Origin of the sequence: Maribacter taeanensis (assembly GCF_047345145.1) — a bacterium.
Lineage (GTDB): Bacteria > Bacteroidota > Bacteroidia > Flavobacteriales > Flavobacteriaceae > Maribacter_C.
The window spans coordinates 177,423-204,013 of the sequence record NZ_JBLFER010000006.1 but is presented as its reverse complement, the minus strand read 5'-3'; the positions used below and the strand labels follow the sequence as shown (position 1 = coordinate 204,013).

Annotated in this window: 23 protein-coding genes; 16 read left to right on the top strand and 7 right to left on the bottom strand. The window is 36.4% G+C overall.

Annotated features, from left to right (window positions below; translation table 11 throughout):
• Window positions 1-65: 65 nt before the first annotated feature.
• Window positions 66-1,400 (top strand): carboxypeptidase-like regulatory domain-containing protein, encoded by a 1,335-nt coding sequence (locus ACKWCD_RS17410; protein ID WP_413985239.1) that lies wholly within the window; start codon window positions 66-68, stop codon window positions 1,398-1,400.
• Between the two features lie 69 nt (window positions 1,401-1,469).
• Here ACKWCD_RS17410 and ACKWCD_RS17405 read toward each other — a convergent pair whose 3' ends face one another.
• The gene (locus tag ACKWCD_RS17405) at window positions 1,470-1,952 is read right to left on the bottom strand and encodes a fasciclin domain-containing protein (protein ID WP_413985334.1); all 483 of its coding nucleotides are present in this window, start codon (window positions 1,950-1,952) and stop codon (window positions 1,470-1,472) included.
• Between the two features lie 323 nt (window positions 1,953-2,275).
• On the opposite strand from ACKWCD_RS17405, the gene ACKWCD_RS17400 reads away from it, so the two are divergent.
• Both ACKWCD_RS17400 and ACKWCD_RS17395 read left to right on the top strand, forming a co-directional pair.
• On the top strand, window positions 2,276-3,439 hold the full coding sequence (locus ACKWCD_RS17400; protein ID WP_413985238.1) for a type III secretion system chaperone family protein: 1,164 nt from the start codon (window positions 2,276-2,278) through the stop codon (window positions 3,437-3,439).
• 30 nt (window positions 3,440-3,469) lie between these two features.
• Window positions 3,470-4,543, top strand: coding sequence for a trypsin-like peptidase domain-containing protein (locus ACKWCD_RS17395; RefSeq protein ID WP_413985237.1), 1,074 nt, complete (start codon window positions 3,470-3,472; stop codon window positions 4,541-4,543).
• A gap of 69 nt (window positions 4,544-4,612) precedes the next feature.
• Here the strand turns inward: ACKWCD_RS17395 and recQ are convergent, their stop codons facing one another.
• Window positions 4,613-6,808 carry a DNA helicase RecQ gene (gene recQ / locus ACKWCD_RS17390; RefSeq protein WP_413985236.1) on the bottom strand — a complete coding sequence of 732 codons (2,196 nt, stop codon included), beginning with the start codon at window positions 6,806-6,808 and terminating at the stop codon, window positions 4,613-4,615.
• 211 nt (window positions 6,809-7,019) lie between these two features.
• Here recQ and ACKWCD_RS17385 point away from each other — a divergent pair, with 211 nt between their 5' ends.
• Genes ACKWCD_RS17385 through lptB form a run of 3 tightly spaced genes read left to right on the top strand, consistent with a single transcriptional unit; the run spans window position 7,020 to window position 9,623 of the window.
• Window positions 7,020-7,985 (top strand): KpsF/GutQ family sugar-phosphate isomerase, encoded by a 966-nt coding sequence (locus ACKWCD_RS17385; protein ID WP_413985235.1) that lies wholly within the window; start codon window positions 7,020-7,022, stop codon window positions 7,983-7,985.
• A gap of 2 nt (window positions 7,986-7,987) precedes the next feature.
• A complete protein-coding gene (gene tatC, locus ACKWCD_RS17380) occupies window positions 7,988-8,830 on the top strand; it encodes a twin-arginine translocase subunit TatC (RefSeq protein WP_413985234.1) in 843 nt (280 codons plus the stop codon).
• A gap of 52 nt (window positions 8,831-8,882) precedes the next feature.
• Window positions 8,883-9,623: an LPS export ABC transporter ATP-binding protein gene (gene lptB / locus ACKWCD_RS17375; RefSeq protein WP_413985233.1), complete on the top strand. Its 741-nt coding sequence runs from the start codon at window positions 8,883-8,885 to the stop codon at window positions 9,621-9,623.
• Between the two features lie 13 nt (window positions 9,624-9,636).
• Here the strand turns inward: lptB and ACKWCD_RS17370 are convergent, their stop codons facing one another.
• From ACKWCD_RS17370 to ACKWCD_RS17350, 5 genes are read right to left on the bottom strand one after another with little or no spacing between them, the layout of a single operon-like run.
• The gene (locus ACKWCD_RS17370; RefSeq protein WP_413985232.1) at window positions 9,637-10,296 is read right to left on the bottom strand and encodes a hypothetical protein; all 660 of its coding nucleotides are present in this window, start codon (window positions 10,294-10,296) and stop codon (window positions 9,637-9,639) included.
• A 9-nt stretch (window positions 10,297-10,305) separates the two neighbouring features.
• A complete protein-coding gene (locus tag ACKWCD_RS17365; RefSeq protein WP_413985231.1) occupies window positions 10,306-10,983 on the bottom strand; it encodes a HupE/UreJ family protein in 678 nt (225 codons plus the stop codon).
• A 19-nt stretch (window positions 10,984-11,002) separates the two neighbouring features.
• A complete protein-coding gene (locus tag ACKWCD_RS17360) occupies window positions 11,003-11,245 on the bottom strand; it encodes a hypothetical protein (RefSeq protein ID WP_413985230.1) in 243 nt (80 codons plus the stop codon).
• 32 nt (window positions 11,246-11,277) lie between these two features.
• Complete coding sequence (locus tag ACKWCD_RS17355; RefSeq protein WP_413985229.1) at window positions 11,278-11,808, bottom strand: DinB family protein; 531 nt, start codon at window positions 11,806-11,808, stop codon at window positions 11,278-11,280.
• Window positions 11,805-12,557, bottom strand: coding sequence for a CDP-alcohol phosphatidyltransferase family protein (locus tag ACKWCD_RS17350; protein ID WP_413985228.1), 753 nt, complete (start codon window positions 12,555-12,557; stop codon window positions 11,805-11,807). Before ACKWCD_RS17350 ends, ACKWCD_RS17355 begins: the two co-directional genes overlap by 4 nt.
• A gap of 98 nt (window positions 12,558-12,655) precedes the next feature.
• Between ACKWCD_RS17350 and ACKWCD_RS17345 the strand changes: the two genes are divergently transcribed.
• The 10 genes from ACKWCD_RS17345 (at window position 12,656) to ACKWCD_RS17300 (ending at window position 26,471) form a co-directional block, all read left to right on the top strand.
• Window positions 12,656-13,846, top strand: a complete 1,191-nt coding sequence (locus tag ACKWCD_RS17345; RefSeq protein WP_413985227.1) for a lipoprotein N-acyltransferase Lnb domain-containing protein — start codon at window positions 12,656-12,658, stop codon at window positions 13,844-13,846.
• A gap of 6 nt (window positions 13,847-13,852) precedes the next feature.
• The gene (locus tag ACKWCD_RS17340) at window positions 13,853-15,742 is read left to right on the top strand and encodes an ABC-F family ATP-binding cassette domain-containing protein (protein ID WP_413985226.1); all 1,890 of its coding nucleotides are present in this window, start codon (window positions 13,853-13,855) and stop codon (window positions 15,740-15,742) included.
• A gap of 143 nt (window positions 15,743-15,885) precedes the next feature.
• Window positions 15,886-16,236, top strand: a complete 351-nt coding sequence (locus tag ACKWCD_RS17335) for a hypothetical protein (protein WP_413985225.1) — start codon at window positions 15,886-15,888, stop codon at window positions 16,234-16,236.
• 30 nt (window positions 16,237-16,266) lie between these two features.
• On the top strand, window positions 16,267-16,407 hold the full coding sequence (locus ACKWCD_RS17330; RefSeq protein ID WP_413985224.1) for a hypothetical protein: 141 nt from the start codon (window positions 16,267-16,269) through the stop codon (window positions 16,405-16,407).
• Window positions 16,408-16,509: 102 nt separating this feature from the next.
• Window positions 16,510-17,085 carry a cob(I)yrinic acid a,c-diamide adenosyltransferase gene (locus ACKWCD_RS17325; RefSeq protein ID WP_413985223.1) on the top strand — a complete coding sequence of 192 codons (576 nt, stop codon included), beginning with the start codon at window positions 16,510-16,512 and terminating at the stop codon, window positions 17,083-17,085.
• Window positions 17,086-17,209: 124 nt separating this feature from the next.
• Entirely contained in the window at window positions 17,210-17,434 is a 225-nt protein-coding gene (locus ACKWCD_RS17320) for a DUF2795 domain-containing protein (RefSeq protein ID WP_013994285.1), read from the top strand.
• A 191-nt stretch (window positions 17,435-17,625) separates the two neighbouring features.
• The gene (gene secA, locus ACKWCD_RS17315) at window positions 17,626-20,988 is read left to right on the top strand and encodes a preprotein translocase subunit SecA (protein WP_413985222.1); all 3,363 of its coding nucleotides are present in this window, start codon (window positions 17,626-17,628) and stop codon (window positions 20,986-20,988) included.
• 239 nt (window positions 20,989-21,227) lie between these two features.
• Window positions 21,228-22,448, top strand: a complete 1,221-nt coding sequence (locus ACKWCD_RS17310; protein WP_413985221.1) for a sensor histidine kinase — start codon at window positions 21,228-21,230, stop codon at window positions 22,446-22,448.
• Between the two features lie 190 nt (window positions 22,449-22,638).
• A complete protein-coding gene (locus tag ACKWCD_RS17305; RefSeq protein ID WP_413985220.1) occupies window positions 22,639-23,862 on the top strand; it encodes a sensor histidine kinase in 1,224 nt (407 codons plus the stop codon).
• A 74-nt stretch (window positions 23,863-23,936) separates the two neighbouring features.
• Window positions 23,937-26,471: a M14 family zinc carboxypeptidase gene (locus ACKWCD_RS17300; RefSeq protein ID WP_413985219.1), complete on the top strand. Its 2,535-nt coding sequence runs from the start codon at window positions 23,937-23,939 to the stop codon at window positions 26,469-26,471.
• Window positions 26,472-26,591 lie beyond the last annotated feature (120 nt).

Here is a 26,591-nt window from a genome sequence, read left to right as displayed (position 1 = left end):
AATTAGTAATTTAGAAGGTAATCCTCGACTCAAGATAAAAATTATTACAATAAATTTCTTTAATCATGATACAAACAAGAATTAGTTCACCTAAAAAATCCATGATATTAATGCTTCTCATAGTATTGTTTGTTGGGGTATTAGGAACACAAAAGACAATGGCGTTCTTTCAAGATGAAGAACAAGAGGCTTTCTCGTTTATGCAATATAAAGGGGAGATTCTAGACTCTGAAAGTAAAAAGCCACTTGTTTTTGCTTCTCTAGCAATCGCCGAATCAAATATTAGCACCATCACCAATACGGAAGGTGAATTCAATTTAAAAGTTCCTAAAGGGTCTGATACTCGAAAAATTGTGATTTCCTTTTTAGGATATAAAACGAAAACTATTCCTTTATCAGAGTTGACAGATGGAAAAAACCGAATTTTTATGGATGTTTCAATTATGGAACTTTCGGGAGTTGATTTGAGTATACCAAAAGATGCCAAGGTACTGGTCAAAGAAACCCTTAGAAAAAAGGGTGAAAACTATTTCGATGATCCAACCCTAATGACAGCATTCTATAGAGAGACAATCAAGAAAAGAAGAAAGAATGTTTCTTTATCAGAAGCGGTAGTCAATATCTATAAGACACCATATACTTCTGAGCGCAAAGATGCCGTTGAGCTTTATAAAGCTCGCAAAAGCACCGATTACAGTAAATTAGATACCGTGGCGCTAAAATTACAAGGCGGTCCGTTTAATGCCTTGTTTGTTGATCTAATCAAATACCCAGAATATATCTTTTCCAAAGAATCTATAGATGATTATGTTTTTAGTTTCGATCGATCAACTCGGGTAAACGATAAACTTATCTACATTGTAAATTTCAAACAACTCGAAAGCATTGGTGCCCCTCTTTACCAAGGCCAATTGTTTATTGATGCTGAAAACAAAATTTTGACAAGTGCGGTGTATTCTTTAAACATTACGGATAAAGACAGAGCATCAAAAATGTTCGTTCGCAAGAAACCAAAGAATGCTAAAGTGTGGCCTACTGAAGTTGCTTATCGTGTGGATTATCGAGAAAAAAACGGACGCTGGTACTATGGTTACAGTAACGTTTTGTTAGAGTTCAAAGTAAATTGGGATAAAAAATTATTCAATTCTGTTTACAGCATGGCTTGCGAAATGGCAGTCACAGACTGGGAGAGAAATATGACCAGCCAATTACCTAAGGTAAAAGATCGAATGAAGTCATCCATAATTTTGAATGATGAGGCATTAGGTTTCGCAGATCCTGATTTCTGGGGTCAATATAATATTATCGAACCCGAGAAATCTATTGAATCAGCCATCAAGAAAATACAGAGACAACTGCGAAGAGCTAAATCTAATGGGGGTACTTCGGCAGCAGATTAAGGCTTAAATAGTATTCATAAAAAAGCCGCTTGTAACGAATTACAAGCGGCTTTTAACTTCTTCATTATCTTATTTACTTGCGGGCATGACCACTGAGTCAATGGCATGAATAACACCGTTAGAAGCAGCTACATCAGCAATGACCACGGTAGCTTTTCCTCCGTTTGCATCAGTTAGAATCACATTACCTCCATCAAGAGACAAGGTTATCTCGCCACCTTGCACAGTAGCTACTTTGAACATTCCATTATTTGCCTTTATTGCTTCAATAACGGCCGCAGCTTCAAATTTACCTGCAACAACATGATAGGTCAAAATCGTCGTTAAACCATCTTTACTTGAAGGCAAAAGTAGACTTGAAACTGTGCCATCAGGTAATTTAGCAAAAGCGTCATTGGTAGGAGCAAATACAGTAAATGGACCTTCAGAACTTAAAGTTTCGACCAAGCCGGCAGTCTTTACAGCGGTAACCAAGGTTGAAAAGTTTTCATTTCCAGCAGCAACACCTACTATATTTTCAGATTGTGCAATAGAGCTTGCTGAGAATAACATCAAAGCAGAAGCCAAAGTAATTTTAATCAATTTCATAATAATGTTTTTAAGTTTCGTCAAAAGTAAATGATAGAGAACTGTACAAGTCTTAAATTTTGTTTAAAGTTTTTAATTTATTGTTAAACAAAGTTAATATTGTAGTTACCCCCCTTTTTTCAGGGATATTCATTTCACCTGAATCAGGATTATTTAAAGAGGTAGTTGCCATGATATTTGTATCAAGAACAATGTATACTAATCGGAGGGGTTGAAACCAAAAATAAATCAACGAAATAACCGTTGTAAAAAAACAATTTCAATCATCTTCAACAAAATTCAACCACATGAAAAACGTATTGCCAAAATTTCAAAGACCCATTCAAGGTATTGATGAGCCACGCACAGCAGTATCTCATTGGGACAAGGCTATGGACGCTTATGATGCCAAAAACTACAGAACATCCCTAATCGAAACCATTAACTATATCAACCCTGAACTTCTAAATGGAAAAGATACTAATGGTGAAATAAATTTAGTTCGCAGTCAAGGGTCAGCTGAAATTCAGGTTCATATTTCAGAAACCACTTTCTCAGTTAAGGCACCCTTCTTAAGGGCTACTGATGCCACAAATAAAGTTGCTTTATATCGTAAAATTGCAGAAGTGAACTTCAACCCATTAACCCTTGCTCAAATCCATTTAAAAGAAGATACGCTGTGGTTTGAATACGAAACCCCAATTTCTCTTTGTCAACCGTATAAGGTATATGATGTATTGCGTGAGATCTGTGTTTATGCGGATGATTATGATGATGAGTTTGTTGAAAAATATAAAGCTGATTTTTACAAAGAGTCTAATACACAGCCTTTAGCAGGTGAAGAAGTAGAACAAGTCTGGCAACAAATCGATACAATTCTAACAGAATACAAAGGTCATAGCGCGTTATTCAAAGAAAAGAGATGGAATGCCTTTCAATGGGACATTATGGTCATCGCTATCCTTAAAATTGTGAACATGCCTTACGTACATGGCACATTGAGAACCAAATTGCAAGAGTACGTTCACAACCTATTCAATGGTCAAATTGACTTTCAACATCGAATTGATAAAGGCACAAATTTCATGTCGCAGCTTTGTGAGAAATCAAAAGAAGATTTCATGAAAGACATCTACCATGCTGACGCTTTTATCTCTTTAAAATGGAGAAGCTCAGTTCAAATTTTACAGGATGATGCAAAAAAACTAGAAGCTACTGTTAATCGTTATGTCAATGACGGAGATAATTTCTCTTTATGTTATTTCCTCCAGTATAATTTTCTATATATACTTTACAATTTCAATGTTGAAGAAGTTCATAAGAATGCCATCTATGATGTTTTAGAAAAAGTTTCAGGACTTGAGCCTCAAGTTGCTGCACCTAAATTACTAGAAACTTACAGAAGTTTCTTAAATGGAAGCACCACAGCAGCAGGTGGAAAAAAAGGGCTATTCGCGAAACTTTTCGGATAATCAAAAACTAACAATTTAAAAGAAATCATCATGGAAAATATTAGAAAATCAGTATTCAAAATAATAACTGCTTCTGGAACCGGAACCGGATTCATAGTGGCAGGAAAAAATCATGTAATTACCAACTATCATGTAGTTGCAGGGGCTAAAACCGTTGCAGTAGAAAATCATAAAAAAGATCGTTTTGTAGCCGATGTAGTCATGGTAAATCCTGAAGTAGATTTAGCTTTCTTACATATTGAAGGCTTTGAAAATGTCGAAACTGCTATAACCTTAGATGAAAATGTAGGCATATCTAATGCTCAGAAAGCTTTTATTCATGGGTATCCTTTTGGAATGCCTTATACAATTACTGAAGGCATCATATCATCGACTAGTCAGCCCATGGGACCGCGACATTACATTCAAACAGATGCTGCTGTCAATCCTGGTAATTCGGGCGGACCTATGTTAAATGAGGCTGGTATTTTAGTGGGCGTAACTACATCTAAATTTACTGAGGCTGATAACGTAGGTTTCGGCATCAAGCACTTAGATTTAATCAAAGAGATCAACGATTTCTCTTTCACCGATCAGTCATATAGAGTAAAGTGTAACTCATGTGATGGCTACACTGAACAACAAACAGAGTTCTGTAATAACTGTGGAAATGACATGGATATTTCCATTTGGGAAGAATTTGAAAAAAGTCATTTTGCGAAATTTGTGGAAGAATCTTTAACTGAATTGGGAATGAATCCGGTTCTAGGGCGAGCAGGAAGAGATTTCTGGGAATTCCACCAAGGTAGTGCCTTAGTGCGAATCTTTGTCTTTAAAAGAGATTATTTAGTAGCAACATCACCAATGAATAATCTTCCAAAACAAAACTTGAAAGAATTGACGGAATATTTGTTGCAAGATCATGTAGCTCCTTATTCTTTAGGTATTCACGAAAACAAAATTTTCTTGTCTTACCGCGCACACCTATCGGATATTTTCACCGATCACGCAGAAACTATAAGACAAGATATCAAGAACTTAGCGCTCAAAGCTGATGATCTAGATAACTTCTTTATGGACGAATATGGCTGTGAAATGGCAATTGAGGCCAAAGAGGATGCATAAACAGTAAGCTTTAAATAAAAAAAGCCCCGTCGATCGACAGGGCTTTTTTTATTTAAAGTTTATTTTTGATTAGTTCGCAACCTCACTAAAAAACTTAAGTCGATACAAGCGTAATTCCTCATCTTCATAATCTCCATCAAATTCCTCCATAGCAGTTTCGAGATTATCCGTTTCAGCTTCTAAAAAATAATCGTGTATTTCTTCTTGTTGATCTTCATCAAGAATCTCATCAATCCAATACCCCAAATTGAGTTTAGTTCCACTAAAAACAATCTGTTCCATTGCTTTTATTAACTCTGGAGTTTCTAGACCCTTTGCTGAAGCAATATCATCTAAAGGAAGTTTTCTATCTATATTCTGTATTATGTAGAGTTTCAAAGCAGAATTTGCCCCAGTACTTTTAACTACCAAGTCATCAGGCCGTAAAATATCATTCTCTTCGACATAGGTATTGATTAGCGCTATAAAAGGCTTTCCATATTTCTTTGCCTTACCTTCGCCTACACCATGTATATTTAGTAATTCTTGCATGGAAATAGGATATTTCAAAGCCATATCATCAAGAGAAGGGTCTTGAAAAACTACGTAGGGCGGGACATCCATTTTCTTCGCTTCAGCCTTTCTCAAATCTTTCAACTGTTTAAGAAGCTTTTCGTCTGTCACTCCACCTTTTGATGCATTTACTAAAGCGTCGGCAGATTCTTTTGTGTAAACATGATCCACAGTCATCATAAATGACTTTGGGTTCGTTAAAAACGTTTTCCCTTTGTCAGTGACTCTTAGAATTCCATATTGCTCTATTTCCTTTTTCAAAAGTCCGGCTACCAGAACCTGACGAATCAATGCCATCCAGTATCCTTTATCACGATCAGCGCCTATTCCAAAAAACTCTTTTTCGTTTGTTTTATGAGAAGCAATTAGGGCATTACTTTTACCTCTTAAGGCGTGTACAATTTCTTTGGACTTGAATTTTTCAACAGTTCCCTGAACCACTTGTAGCAGCTTAACAACGTTATCCTTTGCTTCCTGCTTCTCCTTCGGATTCCTACTGTTATCGTCCATATCAGCACCTTCACCATTCACTTCATCAAAAGATTCTCCGAAATAGTGCAACATGAATTTTCTTCGAGACATTGAAGTTTCTGCATAGGCAACTACTTCTTGTAGAAGCGCATTTCCGATTTCTTGCTCCGCCACAGGCTTTCCTGACATAAATTTCTCAAGCTTCTCGATATCCTTATAAGAATAGAAAGCCAAGCAATGTCCTTCTCCCCCATCTCGTCCTGCTCGTCCCGTTTCTTGATAATAACTTTCAATACTTTTCGGAATATCGTGATGAATTACAAAGCGAACATCAGGCTTATCAATACCCATTCCGAAAGCGATCGTTGCAACCACCACGTCAACATCTTCCATCAAGAACATATCTTGATGCTTAGATCTTGTCTTAGCGTCAAAACCAGCATGATATGGAACTGCACTGACCCCATTAACCTGTAAAACCTGTGCCAATGATTCGACACGCTTTCTACTCAAACAATATACAATACCAGACTTGCCTGAATTTTGTTTTACAAAACGAATGATATCTGAATCAACATTTTCAGTTTTCGTCCGTACTTCATAAAATAAATTGGGCCTATTAAATGACGCTTTAAAAACTTTAGCACCTGTAATCCCTAAATTCTTTATGATATCCTCCTGCACTTTTGGAGTTGCGGTAGCCGTAAGTCCGATAATGGGAATATTATCACCCAATCGGTTTACTATTGATTTTAAGTTGCGGTACTCCGGTCGAAAATCATGTCCCCACTCAGAAATACAGTGTGCTTCATCAACCGCCATAAAGGAAATCGTTTGAGCTTTTAAAAAGTCAACATATTCCTCTTTCGTTAAAGACTCAGGCGCAACATAAAGCAGTTTAGTAATTCCGTTGACTATGTCTTCCTTTACTTGTTTGATTTCAGACTTATTCAAACTAGAATTCAGTACGTGAGCAATACCATGCTCAGCCGATATACCGCGAATAGCATCCACTTGATTCTTCATTAAGGCAATAAGAGGAGAAACAATAATTGCCGTACCTTCTTGCATTAAGGCAGGTAGCTGGTAACATAGTGATTTTCCACCACCTGTCGGCATAATAACAAAGGTGTTATTACCTTGAACTATATGCCTAACTACTTGTTCTTGAAGACCTTTGAATTCGGAAAATCCGAAATATTTTTTTAATGAAGCATGTAAATCGAGTTCACTCAAAATCAAACCCTGTTTTGTTTATTCATTACTAATTTCATCACTAAAAATCAACACTTTAGTTTCTTAAGATACGGATTTCTAAACTTTTAAATTAACACTTTACCAAATTAACTTTGCTTTATTTAAAAAGAATCCGATATACGTAACTTTACGTAAATTTGTAGTCTTAAATATAATACATTCTTTACATACAGCAACCAATAATTCATATTATACCTTGAGCAATACCAAAGCTATACTTGATCTAGCCAAGAAAACCATAAAAACCGAAAGCGAAGCAATTCAAAATTTGAGCACTTTTTTGAATGCTGATTTTGCAAATGCCGTTTCGTGTATCATATCATCAAAAGGCAGAGTCGTAATTTCAGGTATTGGCAAAAGTGCAATAATTGCCTCAAAAATTGTAGCCACTTTAAATTCTACGGGAACTCCCGCAATTTTCATGCATGCAGCGGATGCCATTCATGGTGATTTGGGCACAATTCAAGAAAATGATGTTGTCATTTGTATTTCCAAAAGTGGAAATACTCCAGAAATAAAAATGTTAGTCCCCTTAATCAAGAGAGGAAAAAATAAGCTTATTGCGATGACTGGCAATATTGATTCTTTTTTAGGGCAACAATCTGACTTTATTTTAAATACTTATGTAGAGAAAGAAGCTTGTCCAAATAATTTAGCGCCTACTACAAGTACCACCGCTCAATTAGTTATGGGAGACGCTTTGGCTATTTGTCTTCTAGAACTAAAAGGGTTTAGTAGTAATGATTTTGCAATGTACCACCCTGGTGGTGCTCTTGGAAAACGTCTTTATTTACGTGTAGGAGATATTGTTGCCAATAACCAAAAACCAGAGGTGAGTCCTGAAACAGATATCAAACAAGTCATTGTGGAGATATCTCAAAAAATGCTCGGAGTAACAGCCGTAGTTGACAACGATGAAATTATAGGTGTAGTTACAGATGGGGATATCCGAAGAATGCTCAATAAATATGACAGTATTAACGGATTAACAGCCAAAGACATTATGAGTCAAAATCCAAAAACTGTTGAAACAGAAACCTTGGCTGTAACCGCACTTGAACTCATGCAAGAAAAAGGTATTTCACAATTGCTCGCTGTTGAGGGCAAAAATTATAAGGGTATTGTACATTTGCATAACCTAATCAACGAAGGTATTCTTTAACAATGGCAAAAGCACCTACCAAGTCTCCCGATGAAATGTCGTTTTTAGACCATCTGGAAGAATTAAGATGGCATTTGATACGCTCTGTAATAGCAGTTGTAATTATTGCGAGTATCGCTCTTTTAATGCGAGAATTCATCTTCGACACTGTGCTCTTTGGACCAAAAAATATGGATTTTCCCACATATAGGTTCTTTTGCAAAGTTGGTACTTTCCTTAATATTGAGTCTAATTTTTGTGCTGATGAATTGCCACTCATTATTCAAAGTCGTGAAATGTCAGGACAGTTTTCGGCCTACGTATGGACCGCCATTTGGGCAGGATTCATTTTAGGGTTTCCGTATATACTTTATGAGATGTGGAAATTTATTAGTCCTGGGCTACATCAGAATGAAAGAAAGCATTCAAGAGGTTTCATATTTTCGGCTTCATTATTGTTTTTTAGTGGTGCTCTGTTTGGTTATTATTTGGTTGCACCCCTCTCGATTAATTTTCTTGGGACGTTTACCGTAAGTGATCAAGTAAGTAATAATATCGATTTGGCTTCCTTTATTGGCACAGTTAGAACCTCGGTGATTGCCTGCGGTTTAATATTTGAACTTCCAATCATTGTTTATTTCTTAACAAAAGTTGGTTTAGTCACGCCTGAGATCTTAAAAAAGTATCGGAAAATTTCACTGGTAGTTGTTTTAATTCTTGCAGCTGTTGTAACGCCACCTGATGTTGTAAGTCAAATTTTAGTTGCATTACCTATCTTAATGTTATATCAAATAAGCATTTACATTTCTAAACGAGTCTTGAAGAATGAGGCGAAAAAAGAAGCCAAACGTGCTAAAAAAAGTTAAATAATAGGGCGATTTTCCATTAACGGAATTTATATGCTTTAGATTTGAAAGAATGAAGCTTAGAGCAGAAAACATAATGAAAGCCTACAGAGGGCGAAAGGTAGTAAAGGGAATTTCTTTGGAAGTCAACCAAGGGGAGATCGTTGGATTACTGGGCCCCAATGGTGCAGGTAAAACCACCTCATTCTATATGATTGTAGGTCTTGTGAAACCAAATGGTGGACAGATTTTCTTAGATGACATGGAGATCACAAAATTCCCCATGTACAAACGCGCTCAAAACGGAATTGGTTATTTAGCTCAAGAAGCTTCGGTCTTTCGAAAGCTCAGTATTGAAAAAAATATTATGAGTGTTCTTCAGCTAACTAAGCTTAGCAAAAAAGAACAGGAAATGAAGATGGAGTCTCTAATTGAAGAATTCAGTTTGGGGCACATTCGAAAAAATCGCGGTGATTTATTGTCTGGTGGAGAGCGCAGACGAACCGAAATTGCACGTGCTTTAGCAACCGACCCTAAGTTTATTTTGTTGGATGAACCTTTTGCAGGCGTTGACCCTGTAGCGGTTGAAGACATACAACGTATTGTAGCGCAATTAAAAGATAAAAATATTGGTATTCTTATTACCGATCATAATGTTCAAGAAACCCTAGCGATTACAGAGCGTTCTTATCTTATGTTTGAGGGTGGTATTCTGAAATCAGGAATCCCGGAAGATTTGGCTGCTGATGAAATGGTACGTAAAGTGTATTTGGGACAAAATTTTGAGCTTCGCAAAAAGAAACTGGATTTTTAAATTTCTGTGAGTCTTATTCTTCTTGATTATATTCTTCTAACAACTCGTATTGACCCTTTAAATGTAAAGTAACGGTAACGTCAGCACCATTTTTATTTCTCCAATACCAACCGTGTTTTCCATCAAAAGGCGCAGTAAAAGTACCTGCCATATTATTGGAATAGGCTAAAGTGTAGCTTTCATAAAAAACCTGCTCAGGTGGGTTTTCTTCATGAACTTCTCCATGAAAATCAATATAAACGATATTGCTCTTACTGGTATTCCAATCGTATTTGACACTCCCTAATTTCAAGGCCTTAAACTTATATTCCAAACCTTTACCAGAAGGTACAACTATGGTTATCGTATCTGATCTCATGGTTAATTGTTCGGCGGGAGGTGGATTTTGCGCAGCAACTGGTTTAGGAACCTCTGGTGGAGAGCCCAACTTTTTTAGTTCTAATAATTTTACATTTTTAGGGACAATTTGAATAGTACCATCGGTAGTTTCCTCTGAAGAATGACCAACATATAATTTACTGAAACCGAATAGCTCCCCCAAACCCGTTGGGTCTTTTCCATATTCTGCTGGTAAAACTGCAGTTACCAAAACTACTGCACCGATAACCAATGCTATGATTACGGACTTCAGCAATTGTTTTTTATTTAGAACTGGTTGATTTGTAGTATCCATAATCAAAAATTAAGAGGTAAAATATCCTGCCAACTGAAAGCCAAGTAAAAGAAATCCTGCCGCCATTAAAGCAATATTTGTCGTTTTAGAAAATTTAAGATAACTATCGTACTTCCGCCATACGCTTAATACAAGAAGCACTAAACCTAAAGCTAAAAATTGTCCAATTTCAACACCTAGATTGAAACCCAATAAATTGACGAAAAGACCTTCTTTATCAAACTCAAACTCCTGTAATTTTGTGGCTAGTCCGAATCCGTGAAAAAGCCCGAAAATCGTTACGGCAATTTTGGTATTGGGCTGTTTCCCAAAAAACTGTTTGAAGCCACCAAGATTATCGAATCCTTTATAAACAATTGATAAGGCTATTATCGCATCAATGAGATAGGCATTTACATTGATGTCGGCCATAACCCCCAATAAGAGGGTTAAACTATGTCCGATGGTAAAAAAACTCACATAGGTTATAATTTCTCTCGTTCGGTATAAAAAGAAAATAACTCCAACCAAAAAGAGTAAATGATCGTAACCAGTTATCATGTGCTTGGCGCCGATATATAAAAAAGGTCCAAACGCGACTCCTTTGTTACCCAATAAAAAGGCCTGAGTTTCATCATCAACCCCATGCGCATAGGCACTTGCCGAAACAAAACACAAAACAAAAAATAGTATTGTTTTTTTTAGCATTTGCTAGGCATTTCTTTTTTTAATGAACGTGACCGTGTTCTTTTACTTGTTGCAGGCTATCAACCTTTCTTAAACTGTCCTCAACCCTTTGTTTGGCCGCCTTTAACTCAGCTTCTTCCTTTGCTGCTTTGGCTTTTAATTCAGCTGCAGCGTTCTCGATTTCAGCAGCATCGACCTGAACTTCATTTGCTTTTTTCTCTCCACAGGCACTTAAAAAACCGACTGTGATGAAGGCAATAAAAATTGATTTTCTAAAACTCATAGTTCTACAGATTACTAATTAAATTATACATATCATCTTCTTTTTGGCAAACCAAAATCAAAACCTCCATGTATTAGCCTTTTAATGGAGGCTATCTGTCCGCAATGCCACATGGTATGTTTGATATTCCATGAAACTGCTTCCAATTTTGTTTTTGCTACCGGATGTTTTTGTTTTATAGGTTGTTCAACTTCGCTTTCCAAATCTTTCAAGGTCAGGGCGGAAACATTTTGAATGACTTTGTTCTGCATAAAAATCAAATGTTCTTTTAAGCTTTTCGAGTTATTCAAACCGATTAGCTCAGATGGAACACTTTCATAACCATACCTCTGATTAAGGGCTTTCAAATCAATCTTTTTGGTGATTTCTTCATCGAAACCCGAAACCACTAAAATAGCGTGATAATATTCGCTAATAACGAGGTGGCCTACTTGCCAATTGATGTTAGATGCAAGATTTTCAGGGGTATCCTCCCAATTTTTCATTGGAATGGAATCAATCAACTTATTCGTCCAAGAATGGGCGTCTTGAGTTTGTTTGACTAAAATAGCTATACTATTCATTTTGCAGAGGCCTTGCTTATGATTGAACTCACAATATAAAAAGCAATAATCACAGGAACTGCTAAAAACTTCATGGTAACCAATAGTACCAGGCTTATAATGATAAAGACGTAACGCAAGGCATTATCTTGAAAACTCCAGTTCTTAAACTTCAAAGCAAAGAGTTCTATTTTGGAATTCAAAAGGAATGCACTCAAAATAGTGATACCAATTAAAAACCATTGGTTTAAAATGATACTATTCAAGAAGTCGTTATTCTGATATAACAATATTAATGGCAAGGAAAGAATTAATAAGGCATTTGCAGGAGTGGGCAATCCTATAAAAGATGAAACTTGATTTTCATCAATATTGAATTTTGCCAGACGATATGCTGAAGCTAGGGTAATTAAGAAACCTAGAAAAGGTAAGGGCGCAACCTTCAATCCTACCCAGAATGTTGAATCAGCAGCTTGAGAGGATAAATCTACATTCCATCCTCCAGACATTGACATGCCTAATAACTGAAACATAACAATACCAGGAACCAGACCACTCGTAATCATATCTGCCAAAGAATCGAGTTGTAATCCCAATTCACTTTTCACATCTAACATACGTGCTGCTAGACCATCAAAAAAGTCAAAAATAATCCCTAGAAAAACGAAAACAGCTGCCAGTTCTAATTGGTTGAGAACAGCAAATATGGTTGCCACACATCCGCAGAAAACATTTAAAAGAGTTATAAGATTAGGAATGTGTCTTTTCATTATTGGACTGGTTTACGTAAAAATAATACAATTTTCGAGTAATCGCTTTAGTCCATTATTATTCGGATATTTGTGTTCCTAACATTTCACGATCAAAAATGAGGCTTAAAAAAATAGCTTTTATCCTTTTCGTTACTTTTTCATCAATAGGATTTTGCCAAGAAATGCTGCTTTCTCCATTATCGAAAGTCAGTTTGCTCACCGTAGGTACCGGGGATGAATTGTACTCAAAATTTGGACATAGTGGCTTCCGCATTCAAGATCCGACACTAGGTTTTGATCGGATTTATGATTATGGTGGCTTTGATTTTGACCCTCCAGGCTTCTATGTGAAATTTGCCCGTGGCAAGCTCAATTATAGAATGTCAGTCTATAACACCGGTGGTTTTATTGAAGCCTACAAACAAGAAAATAGATGGGTAAAAGAACAGACTTTAAACTTATCACAAGCTGAGAGAAATGAAGTTTTCGCCTTTTTACAAAATAACATCAAGAAAGAAAATCGCTATTATTTGTACGACTTTCTTTTTGACAATTGTGCCACAAAAATTCCTGAGGTTTTAAAGAACGGCTTAGGTGATAAACTAAAATTCGACTATCCTCACTTAGAAGAGACTTTTACATTTAGACAACTGATTCACCAAAGTTTGGATGAAAATGCTTGGGCTACCTTCGGAATAGATTTGGCATTGGGTTCTATCATCGATCGAAAGGCAACCCCTTGGGAGCATCAGTTTTTGCCGTTATATGTTTATCAACAAATGCCGAATACGACCATAAACGGAGAAGCATTTGTAGTCAAGGAAGAAGTGCTGGTTGAAGAAAAACCCGTTGATAAAAAAGCATTTTTTCTACTCACTCCCCTATTCTGGTTAATTGTACTCATGGTGTCGGTTGTTCTTATTACCTACTTTGATCACAAAAATAAAAAACGAACAAGATGGTTAGATTTTGGTCTGTTCTTTATTACTGGGGCCGCGGGACTATTAATATTCTTCCTATGGTTTATGACCGACCATGTTTTTACGAAAGCTAATTTCAATCTGCTTTGGGCGTTTCCATTAAATTTGGTTCTTGCATTTATACTAGCCAAGAATAAGGCCCCAAAAAATTGGGTAGAAAAATATCTTTGGGTTCTATTAATAGGAATTGTAATAACAACAATACTTTGGCTATTTAAAATTCAAGTCTTTTCTCCCCTGATCATTTTTGTTCTATTAGCCCTAGCTTTGCGCTATCTCTTTTTAGTGCAAATGTTCAAAAAATCCGAATCTACAACCATCCAATAATCTAAAATGAACCTACTCACAGTAGAAAATATATCCAAATCTTTTGGCGAATTGGTACTCTTTGAAAACATTTCTTTCGGAGTAAACAAAGACCAAAAAATAGCCTTGATTGCTAAAAACGGGACAGGAAAAACTTCCATTCTAAAAATGCTTTCAGGAAGTGATTCCCCAGATACAGGGCAAGTAAATTACCGAAAAGGAATACGTGTTTCATTTCTAGAACAAGAACCTGATTTGAATCCTGATCTAACGATTGAGGAAACAATTTTCGCATCTGACAGTGAAGTTCTCAGGGTTATTGCTGCTTATGAAAAGTCCTTAGAAAATCCTGAGGATCAAGAAGCGTATCAACAAGCTTTCGAAGCCATGGAACATCATCAAGCTTGGGATTTTGAAACACAGTACAAGCAGATTCTTTTCAAACTAAAATTAGAAGATTTTAAAGTAAAAGTGGGACTGCTTTCAGGGGGGCAAAAAAAACGCCTAGCATTAGCAAATGCCTTAATAAACAAGCCCGAACTCTTGATTTTAGATGAGCCAACTAACCATCTCGATCTTGAAATGATTGAATGGTTAGAGCACTATTTTGCTAAAGAAAATATGACCCTCTTTATGGTAACGCATGATCGTTTTTTTCTGGAACGGGTGTGTAATGAAATCATAGAATTAGACAATGGAAAGTTGTATTCCTATAAAGGCAATTATTCCTATTACTTAGAAAAGAAAGAAGCTCGTATCGAGCAAGAAGCTGTAGAACATCACAAAACAAAAATTCTTTTTAAAAAGGAATTGGGATGGATGCGCAAACAGCCCAAAGCTAGAACCACCAAATCAAAGTCTCGTATTGACGATTTTAATAAAATAAAGGAGAAGGCAAGTCAGCGTCGTAAAGATCACGAAGTGCAGCTAGAAATCAATATGGAACGGATGGGAAGTAAAATCCTTGAACTACATAAAATTTCAAAGGCTTACCCAGGTAAACCTATTCTAAATCAGTTTGAATACAACTTCTTGAGAGGAGAGCGAATCGGAATTATAGGAAAAAACGGAACTGGAAAGTCTACTTTCTTAAACATTCTAACTGGCACAGATCAACCTGATTCTGGAAAAGTGATCAAAGGGGACACCATCAAATTTGGGTATTACACTCAAAAGGGAATCCAGATAAAAGAAGGCCAAAAAGTAATTGAAGTCATTCGCGAGTTTGGAGATTATATTCCCTTAGCGAAAGGGCGTCAGATTTCAGCGCAACAACTATTAGAACGCTTTCTTTTTGACCGAAAAAAGCAATACGATTTTGTAGATAAGCTAAGTGGTGGAGAACGTAAACGGCTGTATTTATGTACTGTTCTGATTCAGAATCCGAATTTCTTGATTTTAGATGAGCCCACAAACGACTTGGATATTGTTACCCTAAATGTCTTAGAAAGTTTCTTACTGGATTTTCCTGGATGTTTAATAGTCGTTTCTCACGATCGCTATTTCATGGACAAGATTGTAGATCATCTTTTTGTTTTTCGTGGAAATGGCGTAGTGGAAGATTTTCCTGGAAACTATTCTGATTATAGAGCTTATGAAGATAGCACTGTTCTAGAAATCAGGGCTGAAAAAGAAAAGGCGAAAGAAAAAACCAAAGAAGCCAACTCCCCCAAGAATTCTTGGAAGACTGAGGAAAAGAGCAAGAAATTATCCTATTCTGAACAGAAAGAATACAAACAGCTTGAAAAGGAAATTCAAAAGTTGGAATTTAAGAAAGGTGAAATAGAACAGCAGTTTGTAACAGGCGATTTGTCTGGAGATGATATCGCAGAACTTTCAAAGGCTTTGAAAGAAATTAGTGATGGTATTGAAACAAAGACCGAAAGATGGTTTGAGCTTTCGGCATTGCTTGAATAATGTACTTTTTGCTAAAATATCTAAAACACCTAGTAACCGCCACAAATCAACATGGGGTACATTCCCCTTTCGTCTATAATTACATAACCAAATGTTTATACGCCAAACCCAAATTCAAAGGCTCTAAGACTAACAGAATACTCTTGAAAAGCATTCCGTATTTTTCCATTGAGACGTTTAAACTGACTTCGAAAGATTCACAAATCGGAAATCGAATTGCCAAGGAATTTGGACTAAAGCCTTCCGAGGGAAATCCTTTTGATTTAATTTACCTCGATAACCCCATCGAAGACATTCTGATTATCTCCAAAGACGAAATCCATAATGAAAGCATCATTATCATAAAAAACATCCATAGAAATAAAAACTCCTCAGCACGATGGGAAACGCTAAGACAAAATGAAATAGTTACCGTTTCAATCGATATGTTCCATTGTGGAGCACTTTTCTTTAGAAAAGAACAGGTAAAAGAACATTTTAAGATTCGGATTTAATCCTGTAATTTTAAACTCAGTATTCACAAAATGAGCAATAACACGATTTATATCATTTTAGGGGGTGTATTTATGCTTTACCTAATTATTTCACTCACCACCAGAAGTAGGTCAAAAGCTAGAAAGTCTAGAAAATTTATGGGCGACTACAAGCGAGATGATAAGAAGTAGACGGTAGACAAAGAAAAAACATCCCTTATAATTCAACAATAATTTGAATTCAATCTTAATTGAGCTACTACAAACTAACCACTACATACTAATTACTGATTGATGAAAATTTATACAAAAACAGGCGATAACGGCACAACTGCATTATTTGGAGGTACTCGTGTTCCAAAACATCATATGCGTATTGAGAGTTACGGTACCATTGATGAATTGAATTCTTGGCTAGGCCTAATTCGAGATCAAGAAATTGACCTTCACTCTAAAAAGATATTGACCTTAATTCAAGATAAACTTTTTACTGTTGGTGCAATTCTAGCCACAGATCCTGAAAAAGCTATTCTTAAAAATGGCAAGGAACGTTTAAATATTCCTAAAATAGAAGTCGCTGACATTGAACTCCTAGAAAAAGAAATGGATGCGATGGAAGCAAAATTACCTCAGATGACTCATTTTATTCTTCCTGGTGGACATACCACCGTGTCATACTGTCACATTGCTCGTACAGTTTGTCGTCGAGGAGAACGTATGGCTTCCCTTCTAAATGAAAATGAACCTTTTGACAAACGAGTTTTAATCTATATCAATAGGCTTTCTGATTACATCTTCATGCTGGCACGAAAATTGTCTTTTGATTTGAAAGCAGAAGAAATCAAATGGATTCCTGAGAAAAAAGGCTAATAAATTTGATATTTCTTCGTTATCAAACTATTAAAGCGAAAATATTTAATAAAAAACGCTAAAAAACTTGGCTGTTTCCTTTTAAAAATTATTTTTGCAAAAAATTTAAAATCAAACTATTACCATGTATTGGACATTAGAATTAGCATCTTATTTAAGTGATGCGCCTTGGCCTGCAACAAAAGACGAATTAATCGATTACTCGATTCGTACTGGTGCACCTTTAGAGGTTGTTGAAAACCTACAATCAATGGAAGAAGAAGGTGGAGAGATATATGAGTCCATTGAAGAGATTTGGCCTGATTATCCTACAGAAGAAGACTACCTCTGGAACGAGGATGAATATTAATAACATTTCAAGTTAATTGAAGTTAAAAAGTCTCATACGAGGCTTTTTTTTTATGTAATTTTGTCAGGTATCCAGTCAATATCTTATTGAAGTGGAAACTGGAATACCTTTTGCTCAACCAAAGGCATTGGAAATCAAAATACATAGTACCGCTATTCGGTTATAAGCGGTTCACCATATAAAATATATTTATGAGTTTTTTAAATTCAGTTCTAAAAGCATTTGTGGGCGACAAGTCTCAAAAAGATGTGAAGCAGTTGCAACCTATGGTTGATCAGATTAGATCTTTTGAAGCTGCCCTTGAGGGATTAAGTCACGATGAACTTCGCGCAAAAACTGCAGCATTCAAAGCTAAAATTAAAGAAGATCGCAAATCTTTAGATGATCAAATCGAAGCTTTGAAAGAAGAAGTAAACTCATCAAAGGACATCGATAAGAACGAAGATATCTATGCCGAGATAGATAAGCTAAAAGAAGAAGCCTACAAGATTTCTGAGAATACATTAAACGAAATTTTACCGGAAGCATTTGCAGTTGTAAAGGAAACTGCAAAACGCTTTGCAAATAATACAACTCTGACTGTCACTGCTTCTGAATATGACAGAGAGCTTTCAGGAAGCAAAGACTATGTTACCTTAGACGGCGACAATGCCATCTGGAAAAATTCTTGGGACGCTGCCGGAAAAGAAGTCACCTGGGATATGGTACACTATGACGTTCAGCTGATTGGTGGAATCGCATTGCATCAGGGTAAAATTGCAGAGATGCAAACAGGGGAAGGGAAAACATTAGTTGCTACTCTTCCACTCTACTTAAATGCCCTTGGCGGAAATGGCGCACATTTGGTAACCGTAAATGATTACCTAGCGAAACGTGATAGTGCTTGGATGGCTCCTATTTTTCAATTCCATGGACTTACAATTGACTGTATTGATCATCACAAACCTAATTCTGATGGCCGACGGGCAGCATACAACGCCGATATTACGTATGGAACTAACAACGAATTTGGTTTTGATTACCTGAGGGATAATATGGCTCATACGCCAAAAGATTTAGTGCAGCGGCCGCATAACTATTCCATTGTCGATGAAGTCGATTCTGTTTTAGTGGATGATGCTCGTACACCCTTGATTATTTCAGGACCTGTTCCTGAAGGTGACCGTCATGAATTTAATGAGCTGAAACCAAAAGTTAATGAGATCGTTCAAAAACAAAGACAACATTTAACTGGAGTATTGGCAGAAGCTAAAAAGTTAATTGCTGACGGTGATACGAAAGAAGGTGGATTTTTACTACTTCGTGTACACCGAGGTTTACCTAAAAATAAAGCACTAATCAAATTTTTAAGTGAAGAAGGTGTAAAACAGTTGTTGCAGAAGACAGAGAACTTCTACATGCAAGACAACAATCGTGAGATGCCTAAGGTAGATGAAGATCTGCTATTTGTTATCGAGGAGAAAAACAATCAAATTGAGCTGACGGATAAAGGAATTGATTATATCTCAGGAGAAGAGAATAGAGATTTCTTTGTAATGCCAGATATCGGTGGAGAAATTGCTTTAATTGAAAATAGAAACCTTGAAATTGAAAAGGAAGCTGAATTAAAAGAGGCACTTTTCAAAGATTTCACAGTAAAAAGTGAACGAATCCATACCATGAGCCAATTATTGAAGGCCTACACCCTCTTTGAAAAAGATGTGGAATATGTGGTTATGGACAACAAAGTAATGATTGTAGATGAGCAAACCGGTCGTATTATGGACGGGCGTCGTTACTCTGATGGCTTGCACCAAGCCATTGAAGCGAAAGAGAATGTAAAGATTGAAGCGTTGACACAAACCTTTGCAACAGTTACCTTACAGAACTATTTTAGAATGTATAGTAAGCTTGCCGGTATGACAGGTACTGCGATCACGGAGGCTGGTGAATTCTGGGAAATCTACAAGTTGGACGTGATGGAAATCCCAACCAACCGACCTATCGCTCGTGACGATAGAAACGACTTGATTTACAAAACTAAGCGCGAAAAATATAACGCAATTATTGACGAGGTTACCAAACTATCTCACGCTGGAAGACCAGTTTTGATTGGTACAACTTCCGTTGAAATTTCGGAATTACTTTCTCGAATGTTGAACATTCGTAAAGTCCCTCATAATGTACTGAACGCAAAATTACATAAGAAAGAAGCCGACGTTGTAGCTGAAGCTGGTAATGCAGGAATCGTAACCATAGCAACCAACATGGCTGGTCGTGGTACTGATATTAAGCTTTCAGATGAAGTAAAAGCAGCTGGTGGATTGGCAATTGTAGGTACTGAACGTCACGATTCACGTCGTGTAGATAGACAATTACGTGGTCGTTCTGGTCGTCAAGGTGATCCAGGAAGTTCGCAGTTCTATGTATCTCTTGAAGATAACCTAATGCGTCTTTTCGGATCTGATCGTGTTGCTAAAATGATGGATAAAATGGGACTTGAAGATGGTGAAGTTATTCAGCATTCTATGATGACCAAATCCATTGAACGTGCGCAGAAAAAAGTTGAGGAAAATAACTTTGGAGTTCGTAAGCGTTTGTTAGAATATGATGATGTAATGAACGCGCAGCGTGAAGTAGTTTACAAAAGAAGACGCCATGCTTTACAAGGGGAACGCCTTCAAGTAGATATTGCCAATATGGTATATGACACTTGTGAAGTAATCACCGAACAAAATAAGGCAGCTAATGATTATAAGAATTTTGAATTCGAACTGATCAAGTATTTCTCTATTACTTCGCCTATTTCTGAAGACGAATTCGAGAAACAAGGTGTACAAGAAATTGCTGGAACCCTTTATAAAGCGTCTTACGATCATTATAAGGAAAAAATAGAGCGCAATGCTGCTAGTGCTTTCCCTGTGATTAAAAATGTATATGAGGACAAAGGCAATAGTTTTGAGCGTATTGTTGTCCCTTTTACTGATGGAGTAAAAACCTTAAATGTGGTAACTAATCTGCAGGAAGCTTATGATAGTAATGGAGCTCAACTAGTTACGGATTTTGAAAAGAATATCTCTTTAGCCATTATCGATGACTCATGGAAGACTCACCTTCGCAAAATGGATGAATTAAAGCAGTCCGTACAATTGGCGGTACATGAGCAAAAAGATCCTTTGTTGATTTATAAATTTGAAGCGTTTGAGCTTTTCAAAGGCATGATCGAAAAAGTAAACAAAGAAGTGGTTTCTTTCTTATTCAAGGGTGAATTACCAAGTGGTAACCCGAATGATATTCAACAAGCTGATAACATTCGTAGACCGAAAGAGAACTTACAGACAAGTAAAGAAGAAATTCCGAATAGTGATGAACGCGCTGCTCAAAGTAGAGCAATTGGACAAAATCAAGGCGGTAGACCTGCGATTACAGAAACTATAGTTCGTGAGCATAAGAAAATTGGTAGAAATGACCGTGTGACTATCAAAAACATTATGTCTGGCGAGAGTAAAGTTGTGAAGTATAAACAAGCAGAACCCTTAATTAACAAAGGGGAATGGGTGTTGACTGAGGACTAATCTAAGCGAAGGTAAAGAGTAAAACGGCGACCTTATGGTCGCCGTTTTTATTGCATAAAAGTGTTCGTAAACGTCAAAATTATTGGACTTATACTGCAAATTCACGTGTATACCACATAAATCGACTCTTTCACCACATTTTCAGCAAGCAATTTCCTATTAAAAGGTAGCTTTACCTTATAGAATTTGTCCCTTCTTACCCTATTTACTTGTATTCTCTACTTTCAAAAGGAAAGGTGATGCATAATTCAGCTAAAAAAAATAGCAGACTTAGTGATAAAACTAAATTGCTCTTAAAATTCAACTATACCTCTTCTTTGTTGAGTATAGTCTTTGGAGTACTGTGTCTTTATTTCCTTGAGATTAAGAATATTGTTCCACATGCTTTTTTCACCTACACAATTCTTAATCTTTTGAACGTAGTTATGTTCAAACGTCATGGTAGCTTACTTGTAATGGCGGTGGTAACATCATTACTCTCCTTAATTAGCACGATCATTATAATTTTATATAGTGGCGGTATAAACAGTCCCTTTCTATTTGTACTTGCTCTTATTGTTCTGGCAGGATATGTGGTTACAAGCCTCTTCGGTAAAATCTACTTATATTCTGTATTAGGAATTGTTAGTGCTATTTATGCGGTGGGAAAGTTAAATATTATCATTTTGACCAATGAAATTCCCGACGCTTCAAGAGATAATTTTTCTTTATTAAGTGCTTTGTTTTCGGTCTATTTGCTCGGAGCTATTTTTGGAAAAAACTTATTAAAGACCCATCATCGTTTGTACAAATCAAAAACGGAAATTGAAGCGCAAATCCTTGAAAAAGAAACCTTACTCAAAGAAATACACCATAGGGTTAAAAACAACTTACAAACCGTTTCTAGTTTGTTGAGTATGCAAGGTAGAAATACAACTAATGAACAAATCAAAAAAATTATCAAGAGTAGTCAGAATCGGGTGATTTCGATGGCAATGATTCACGAAATGCTCTACACAAATGATAACCTCTCTAAAATTCAGTTTAGACCATATGTAGAAGAACTTTCGGCTTTTCTTATGAAATCGGTTGCTGATTCAGGTCCCACTATTGATCTGAACATCGACGTTCCTGATATACAGTTGGGTATTGACACAGCAATTCCACTAGGACTATTGATCAATGAAACCATTACAAACTCATTGAAATACGGTTTTGAAGGTAAAAAAGAAGGTCAAATAACAATCGGGCTTCAAAAAGAAGAAAGTGAAGATAATAGCTATGTGCTAACCATAAGTGATAATGGAATCGGATTCACTGATGAAGGAAATTCAACCTTAAAAAAATCACTTGGCCTCAAGCTAATTCACAACCTCGCTAGACAACTACAGGGATCAGCATTAAAAGACGAATCAAAAGAAGGCACTACCTACAATATTAAATTTAAAGATGTTCCCCAAACTTTGAGCCCGGTCGCATAGAAATCTAAGAGATTTATTTTTATTGCTTATACTTACAATATCATTGTTTTAAGAGTGAATCAAAAGTAGTTCTACAAATAAAAAGCTATAAATTGGATTATAAGCTAAAACATATTTAGCTTTGTTATAAGATCGTTTTGTTAATTTTCGGATTAACTTAATATCTCAACCAACCTATAAACCGAGTACCATGGAGGAGAATAAAAAACTTGAAGAGCGGCTAAAGGATAAAGCACGGTTGGTTCTAAGGGTAAATTATTTTACCTCTGCCTTTTCGTTAATATTCGCTTGTATCTGTTTGTTTCTTCTAGACATTACAGAAATCGTTCCGTACGTGTTTTTAGGGTTTGGAATTTTAAACCTTATCAATACCGTTCTGTATTATTATCATAAAAACCTCACTATAACTTATAATATAGTTTCCGTAATGACCTTAGCAGGCGCTAGCGTTATTACCTTGTTTAGTGGTGGTATTAACAGTCCATTTATATTCGTATTGGCTATTATTGTCATTGCTGGTTACGTTACAACAAAATCTTACGGCTCATTGTACCTTAACCTATGTCTTCTAATTATTGTTCTTATCTACTCACAAAGTATCGCTGATTTTAGTTTTGCAACCAATGTTATTCCCGAAAAATCAAAGAATATTTTTGCGCTGCTAAGCGTACTATTCTCAATATATCTTTTAGGGGGAGTCTTTGGGAAAAACTTATTAAGTGCCCATCATAATCTTTACAAGACTAAAGATGAGTTAGAACGTAAAATCAATGAAAAGGAAACCCTGCTTAAAGAAGTTCACCATCGCGTAAAAAATAACTTACAAACCGTATCTAGTTTGCTAAGCCTTCAATCTAGGAACGTTTCTGACAAGGACACTAAAAGTCTTTTAAAAAGCAGTCAAAACAGAGTTATTTCTATGGCAATGGTTCATGAAATGCTGTATATGCGGGAAGATATTTCCAAAATAGGATATAAATCGTATGTGCAGGAACTTGCTGAATATTTGGTTCGTTCGATTAAAGGAACAAGTAGTAACATTACATTAGATATTGATATTCCTGATGTAAAGTTGAATATTGATACGGCCATTCCATTAGGGCTTTTGATTAATGAAGCCGTTACCAATGCCTTGAAGTATGGAATTGTTGATGATAGCCAAGGTCATATTTTCATCAAACTTCGCAAAGGAGATTATGACGAATATTTACTGAACATAGGAGATACGGGAGTTGGGTACTCAGAAACTATCAATCATAAAACTACCCAATCACTGGGTCTTAAACTCATTCATAATCTTGCCCGACAGCTGCGGGGTTCAATTGTTCGTGACATTACAAGAAAAGGCACTCATTACATAGTCAAGTTCAAGGAAATCAAACAATCGATTCCTCCGGCCATACAGCCCGCTTAGCATCTGAACTAGAAGGTCTTTAATTACCCGTATTATACTTATATTTAGTACGACTAATTTCTAAACTCCTTCCAATGCTTAAAAGATTACTCCTTTTGGTACTCTGCTGCAGTACCACAATTCAAGCACAAGATTACTTTTTCAAAAAATTTCATCCTTTTAATGAAACCATTCCAAGTCCTGAAGAGTTTTTAGGATATGGTATTGGAGAACATCATACACGACATGACCTTATCGTTGCTTATTTAACGAAACTGGCGGAAACCTCAGACAGAGCCTCTATTTATGAATATGGAAAAACCCATGAAGGACGGAAATTGGTCATTTTGACCATTACTAGTCCTGAAAACTTATCCAATCTTGATAAAATAAAAGAGCAGCATATTGCTTTTACCGATCCTACTCAAAATGTTACCAATTATGGAGATGTTCCTATCTTCATTAATCTCGCCTATAATGTGCATGGCAATGAGCCATCCAGTTCAGAAGCTGCTTTGTTGTCTGCATATACCTTTGCAGCATCCAACAATCCGGAGATATTAAAATATTTGAAAAATGCTGTAATCATGGTGGACCCGACTATCAATCCTGATGGTCGTGATCGCCATACACAATGGGCAAATACTTACCAAGGAACACCAAATGTGACCGATCCTCAAGATGCAGAACACAATGAATATTGGCCGGGCGGAAGAACCAATCACTACTGGTTTGATTTGAATAGAGATTGGTTATTAGCTATAAATCCGGAGAGCAGAGGCAAGTTGAAATGGTATCATGAATGGTACCCGAATGTAGTAACTGATTTTCATGAAATGGGAAGTCAAGCCACATATTTCTTTGAGCCAATGAAAGTCAATGCTTCTTACGATCCTATCATGCCAAAAGAAAACTACGAAGATCTAAACGATATGTTCGGTGTTCAATTTGCAAAGGCCTTAGATAGTATTGGATCTTTTTACTTTACCAAAGAGGTATTTGATGGCACCTACCCAGGTTACGGTTCTTCGTATCCGGATTTACAAGGAGGTCTGGGCTTACTATTCGAGCAGGCAAGTTCTAGAGGTCATGAACAAAAAACGGCTTTTGGAAAAATTACTTTTCCCTTTACAATTCGAAATCAATATACTTCTAGTATTACTACGGTAAAAACAGCAGTTGCGAATAAGGCTTACATGCGAAAATATCAGCAGGACTTCTTTAAAAGTGCAATAAGCCGTGCGGCCAAAAGTAAAATCAAAGGCTACACTTTTGGTGATGTACATGATCAAAACCGTACTAAGGCATTTATTGACAAACTACTAGTGCATGAAATTGATGTTTACAAATCGGGAAACAAATACGTAGTGCCTACAAAACAACCCCAATATCGAATGGTACAAACCATGTTTGAGACCTATTCGAAATATCGGGACAGTGTGTATTACGATGCTTCAGCTTGGTCCGTAGGAAACTTTTACAATATGAAGTATAGACCAACTACTTCAGTAAAAATGGGTGAGAAAATAGAAAATACGGATAATCTCGTGACTGTTTCCGCCGTTCAAAAATCAGAATACGCCTATGTAGTTGATTGGGATGACTACAATGCCCCAGCTGCTTTGAATTATTTGCAAACAAAGGGATTGGTTATCTCATCGGCTTTTAAACCTTTTACGGTAAAAACGGGTAACAACTCAAAATCTTTCAATTACGGATCATTAGTAGTACCCGTTTCTCTTCAAAAGAAAAGTGCTCCAGAAGTATTCGAATTACTACAACAAGCTCAAAAGAAATATCAAGTACCCATGTACGCGGTAAACTCAGGATACAGCTTAAAAGGGGTTGATTTAGGCAGTCGTTACATTCAGCCAATTAAAAAAGTAAAAGCGGCTATGCTTATCGGAAACGGAACACGATCTTATGAAGCAGGCGAAGTTTGGCATTTATTAGACACTCGTATGAATATGCCTATTACCAAACTACAAATGCGCAATTTCAATCGCACAAATTTTGATAAGTATACCACTTTAGTAATGGTCTCCGGCAGATATAGTTTAACCAAAAAGCAACAAGAAAAAATCAAGGCCTGGGTAAGCAAAGGGAATACCTTAATTACCATTGGAACAGCTACAAAATGGGCAATTGATAAAAAATTGGTAAAAGAAAAACTGACCGATGCAAAGAAAGATTCTCTAAAAAAAGATTCGACCAAAGTGGTTGATAGGAAACCCTACGTAGATGCTGGCGAAAATCTTGGTAAGGAAAGTATTGGCGGAGTTATTCTTAGGGCAGATTTGGATATGACGCACCCCCTAGCCTTTGGGTACCGCGACAGTTCGATTCCTGTTTATAAGAACAATACGGTATGGCTAGCACCAAGTAAAAATGAATATGCAACGGTAGCCAAATATGCTAAAAACCCACATATCGACGGATTCATCACTAAAAAGAATATGGAGGAGAATCTAAAACCTTCAGCTTCTTTGATTGTAAGTAAATTAGGAAGTGGTAGAGTTGTTTTATTTGCTGACAACCCGAATTTTAGAGGTAGCTGGTATGGAACCAATCGACTCTTTCTAAATGCTTTGTTTTTAGGAGATAAGATTAATGTTCCTTCTAGGAATTGATTATTGGATATTTTGATTGTTGGATTGTTGGATTTTTAGATAGAAAAAACGAAAGTCCACAACACCGTATTATAGTTAAGTCTAACAATCCAAAAATCTAATATTCTAGTAATCCGCTTT

Excerpts from the sequence above, each read along its gene's own strand:
- ACKWCD_RS17410 (WP_413985239.1), top strand. The coding sequence starts at position 66 with ATGATACAAACAAGAATTAGTTCACCTAAAAAATCCATGATATTAATG.
- ACKWCD_RS17405 (WP_413985334.1), bottom strand. The coding sequence starts at position 1,952 with ATGTTATTCTCAGCAAGCTCTATTGCACAATCTGAAAATATAGTAGGT.
- ACKWCD_RS17400 (WP_413985238.1), top strand. The coding sequence starts at position 2,276 with ATGAAAAACGTATTGCCAAAATTTCAAAGACCCATTCAAGGTATTGAT.
- ACKWCD_RS17395 (WP_413985237.1), top strand. The coding sequence starts at position 3,470 with ATGGAAAATATTAGAAAATCAGTATTCAAAATAATAACTGCTTCTGGA.
- tatC (WP_413985234.1), top strand. The coding sequence starts at position 7,988 with ATGGCAAAAGCACCTACCAAGTCTCCCGATGAAATGTCGTTTTTAGAC.
- lptB (WP_413985233.1), top strand. The coding sequence starts at position 8,883 with ATGAAGCTTAGAGCAGAAAACATAATGAAAGCCTACAGAGGGCGAAAG.
- ACKWCD_RS17370 (WP_413985232.1), bottom strand. The coding sequence starts at position 10,296 with ATGGATACTACAAATCAACCAGTTCTAAATAAAAAACAATTGCTGAAG.
- ACKWCD_RS17365 (WP_413985231.1), bottom strand. The coding sequence starts at position 10,983 with ATGCTAAAAAAAACAATACTATTTTTTGTTTTGTGTTTTGTTTCGGCA.
- ACKWCD_RS17360 (WP_413985230.1), bottom strand. The coding sequence starts at position 11,245 with ATGAGTTTTAGAAAATCAATTTTTATTGCCTTCATCACAGTCGGTTTT.
- ACKWCD_RS17355 (WP_413985229.1), bottom strand. The coding sequence starts at position 11,808 with ATGAATAGTATAGCTATTTTAGTCAAACAAACTCAAGACGCCCATTCT.
- ACKWCD_RS17350 (WP_413985228.1), bottom strand. The coding sequence starts at position 12,557 with ATGAAAAGACACATTCCTAATCTTATAACTCTTTTAAATGTTTTCTGC.
- ACKWCD_RS17345 (WP_413985227.1), top strand. The coding sequence starts at position 12,656 with ATGAGGCTTAAAAAAATAGCTTTTATCCTTTTCGTTACTTTTTCATCA.
- ACKWCD_RS17340 (WP_413985226.1), top strand. The coding sequence starts at position 13,853 with ATGAACCTACTCACAGTAGAAAATATATCCAAATCTTTTGGCGAATTG.
- ACKWCD_RS17330 (WP_413985224.1), top strand. The coding sequence starts at position 16,267 with ATGAGCAATAACACGATTTATATCATTTTAGGGGGTGTATTTATGCTT.
- ACKWCD_RS17325 (WP_413985223.1), top strand. The coding sequence starts at position 16,510 with ATGAAAATTTATACAAAAACAGGCGATAACGGCACAACTGCATTATTT.
- ACKWCD_RS17320 (WP_013994285.1), top strand. The coding sequence starts at position 17,210 with ATGTATTGGACATTAGAATTAGCATCTTATTTAAGTGATGCGCCTTGG.
- secA (WP_413985222.1), top strand. The coding sequence starts at position 17,626 with ATGAGTTTTTTAAATTCAGTTCTAAAAGCATTTGTGGGCGACAAGTCT.
- ACKWCD_RS17310 (WP_413985221.1), top strand. The coding sequence starts at position 21,228 with ATGCATAATTCAGCTAAAAAAAATAGCAGACTTAGTGATAAAACTAAA.
- ACKWCD_RS17305 (WP_413985220.1), top strand. The coding sequence starts at position 22,639 with ATGGAGGAGAATAAAAAACTTGAAGAGCGGCTAAAGGATAAAGCACGG.
- ACKWCD_RS17300 (WP_413985219.1), top strand. The coding sequence starts at position 23,937 with ATGCTTAAAAGATTACTCCTTTTGGTACTCTGCTGCAGTACCACAATT.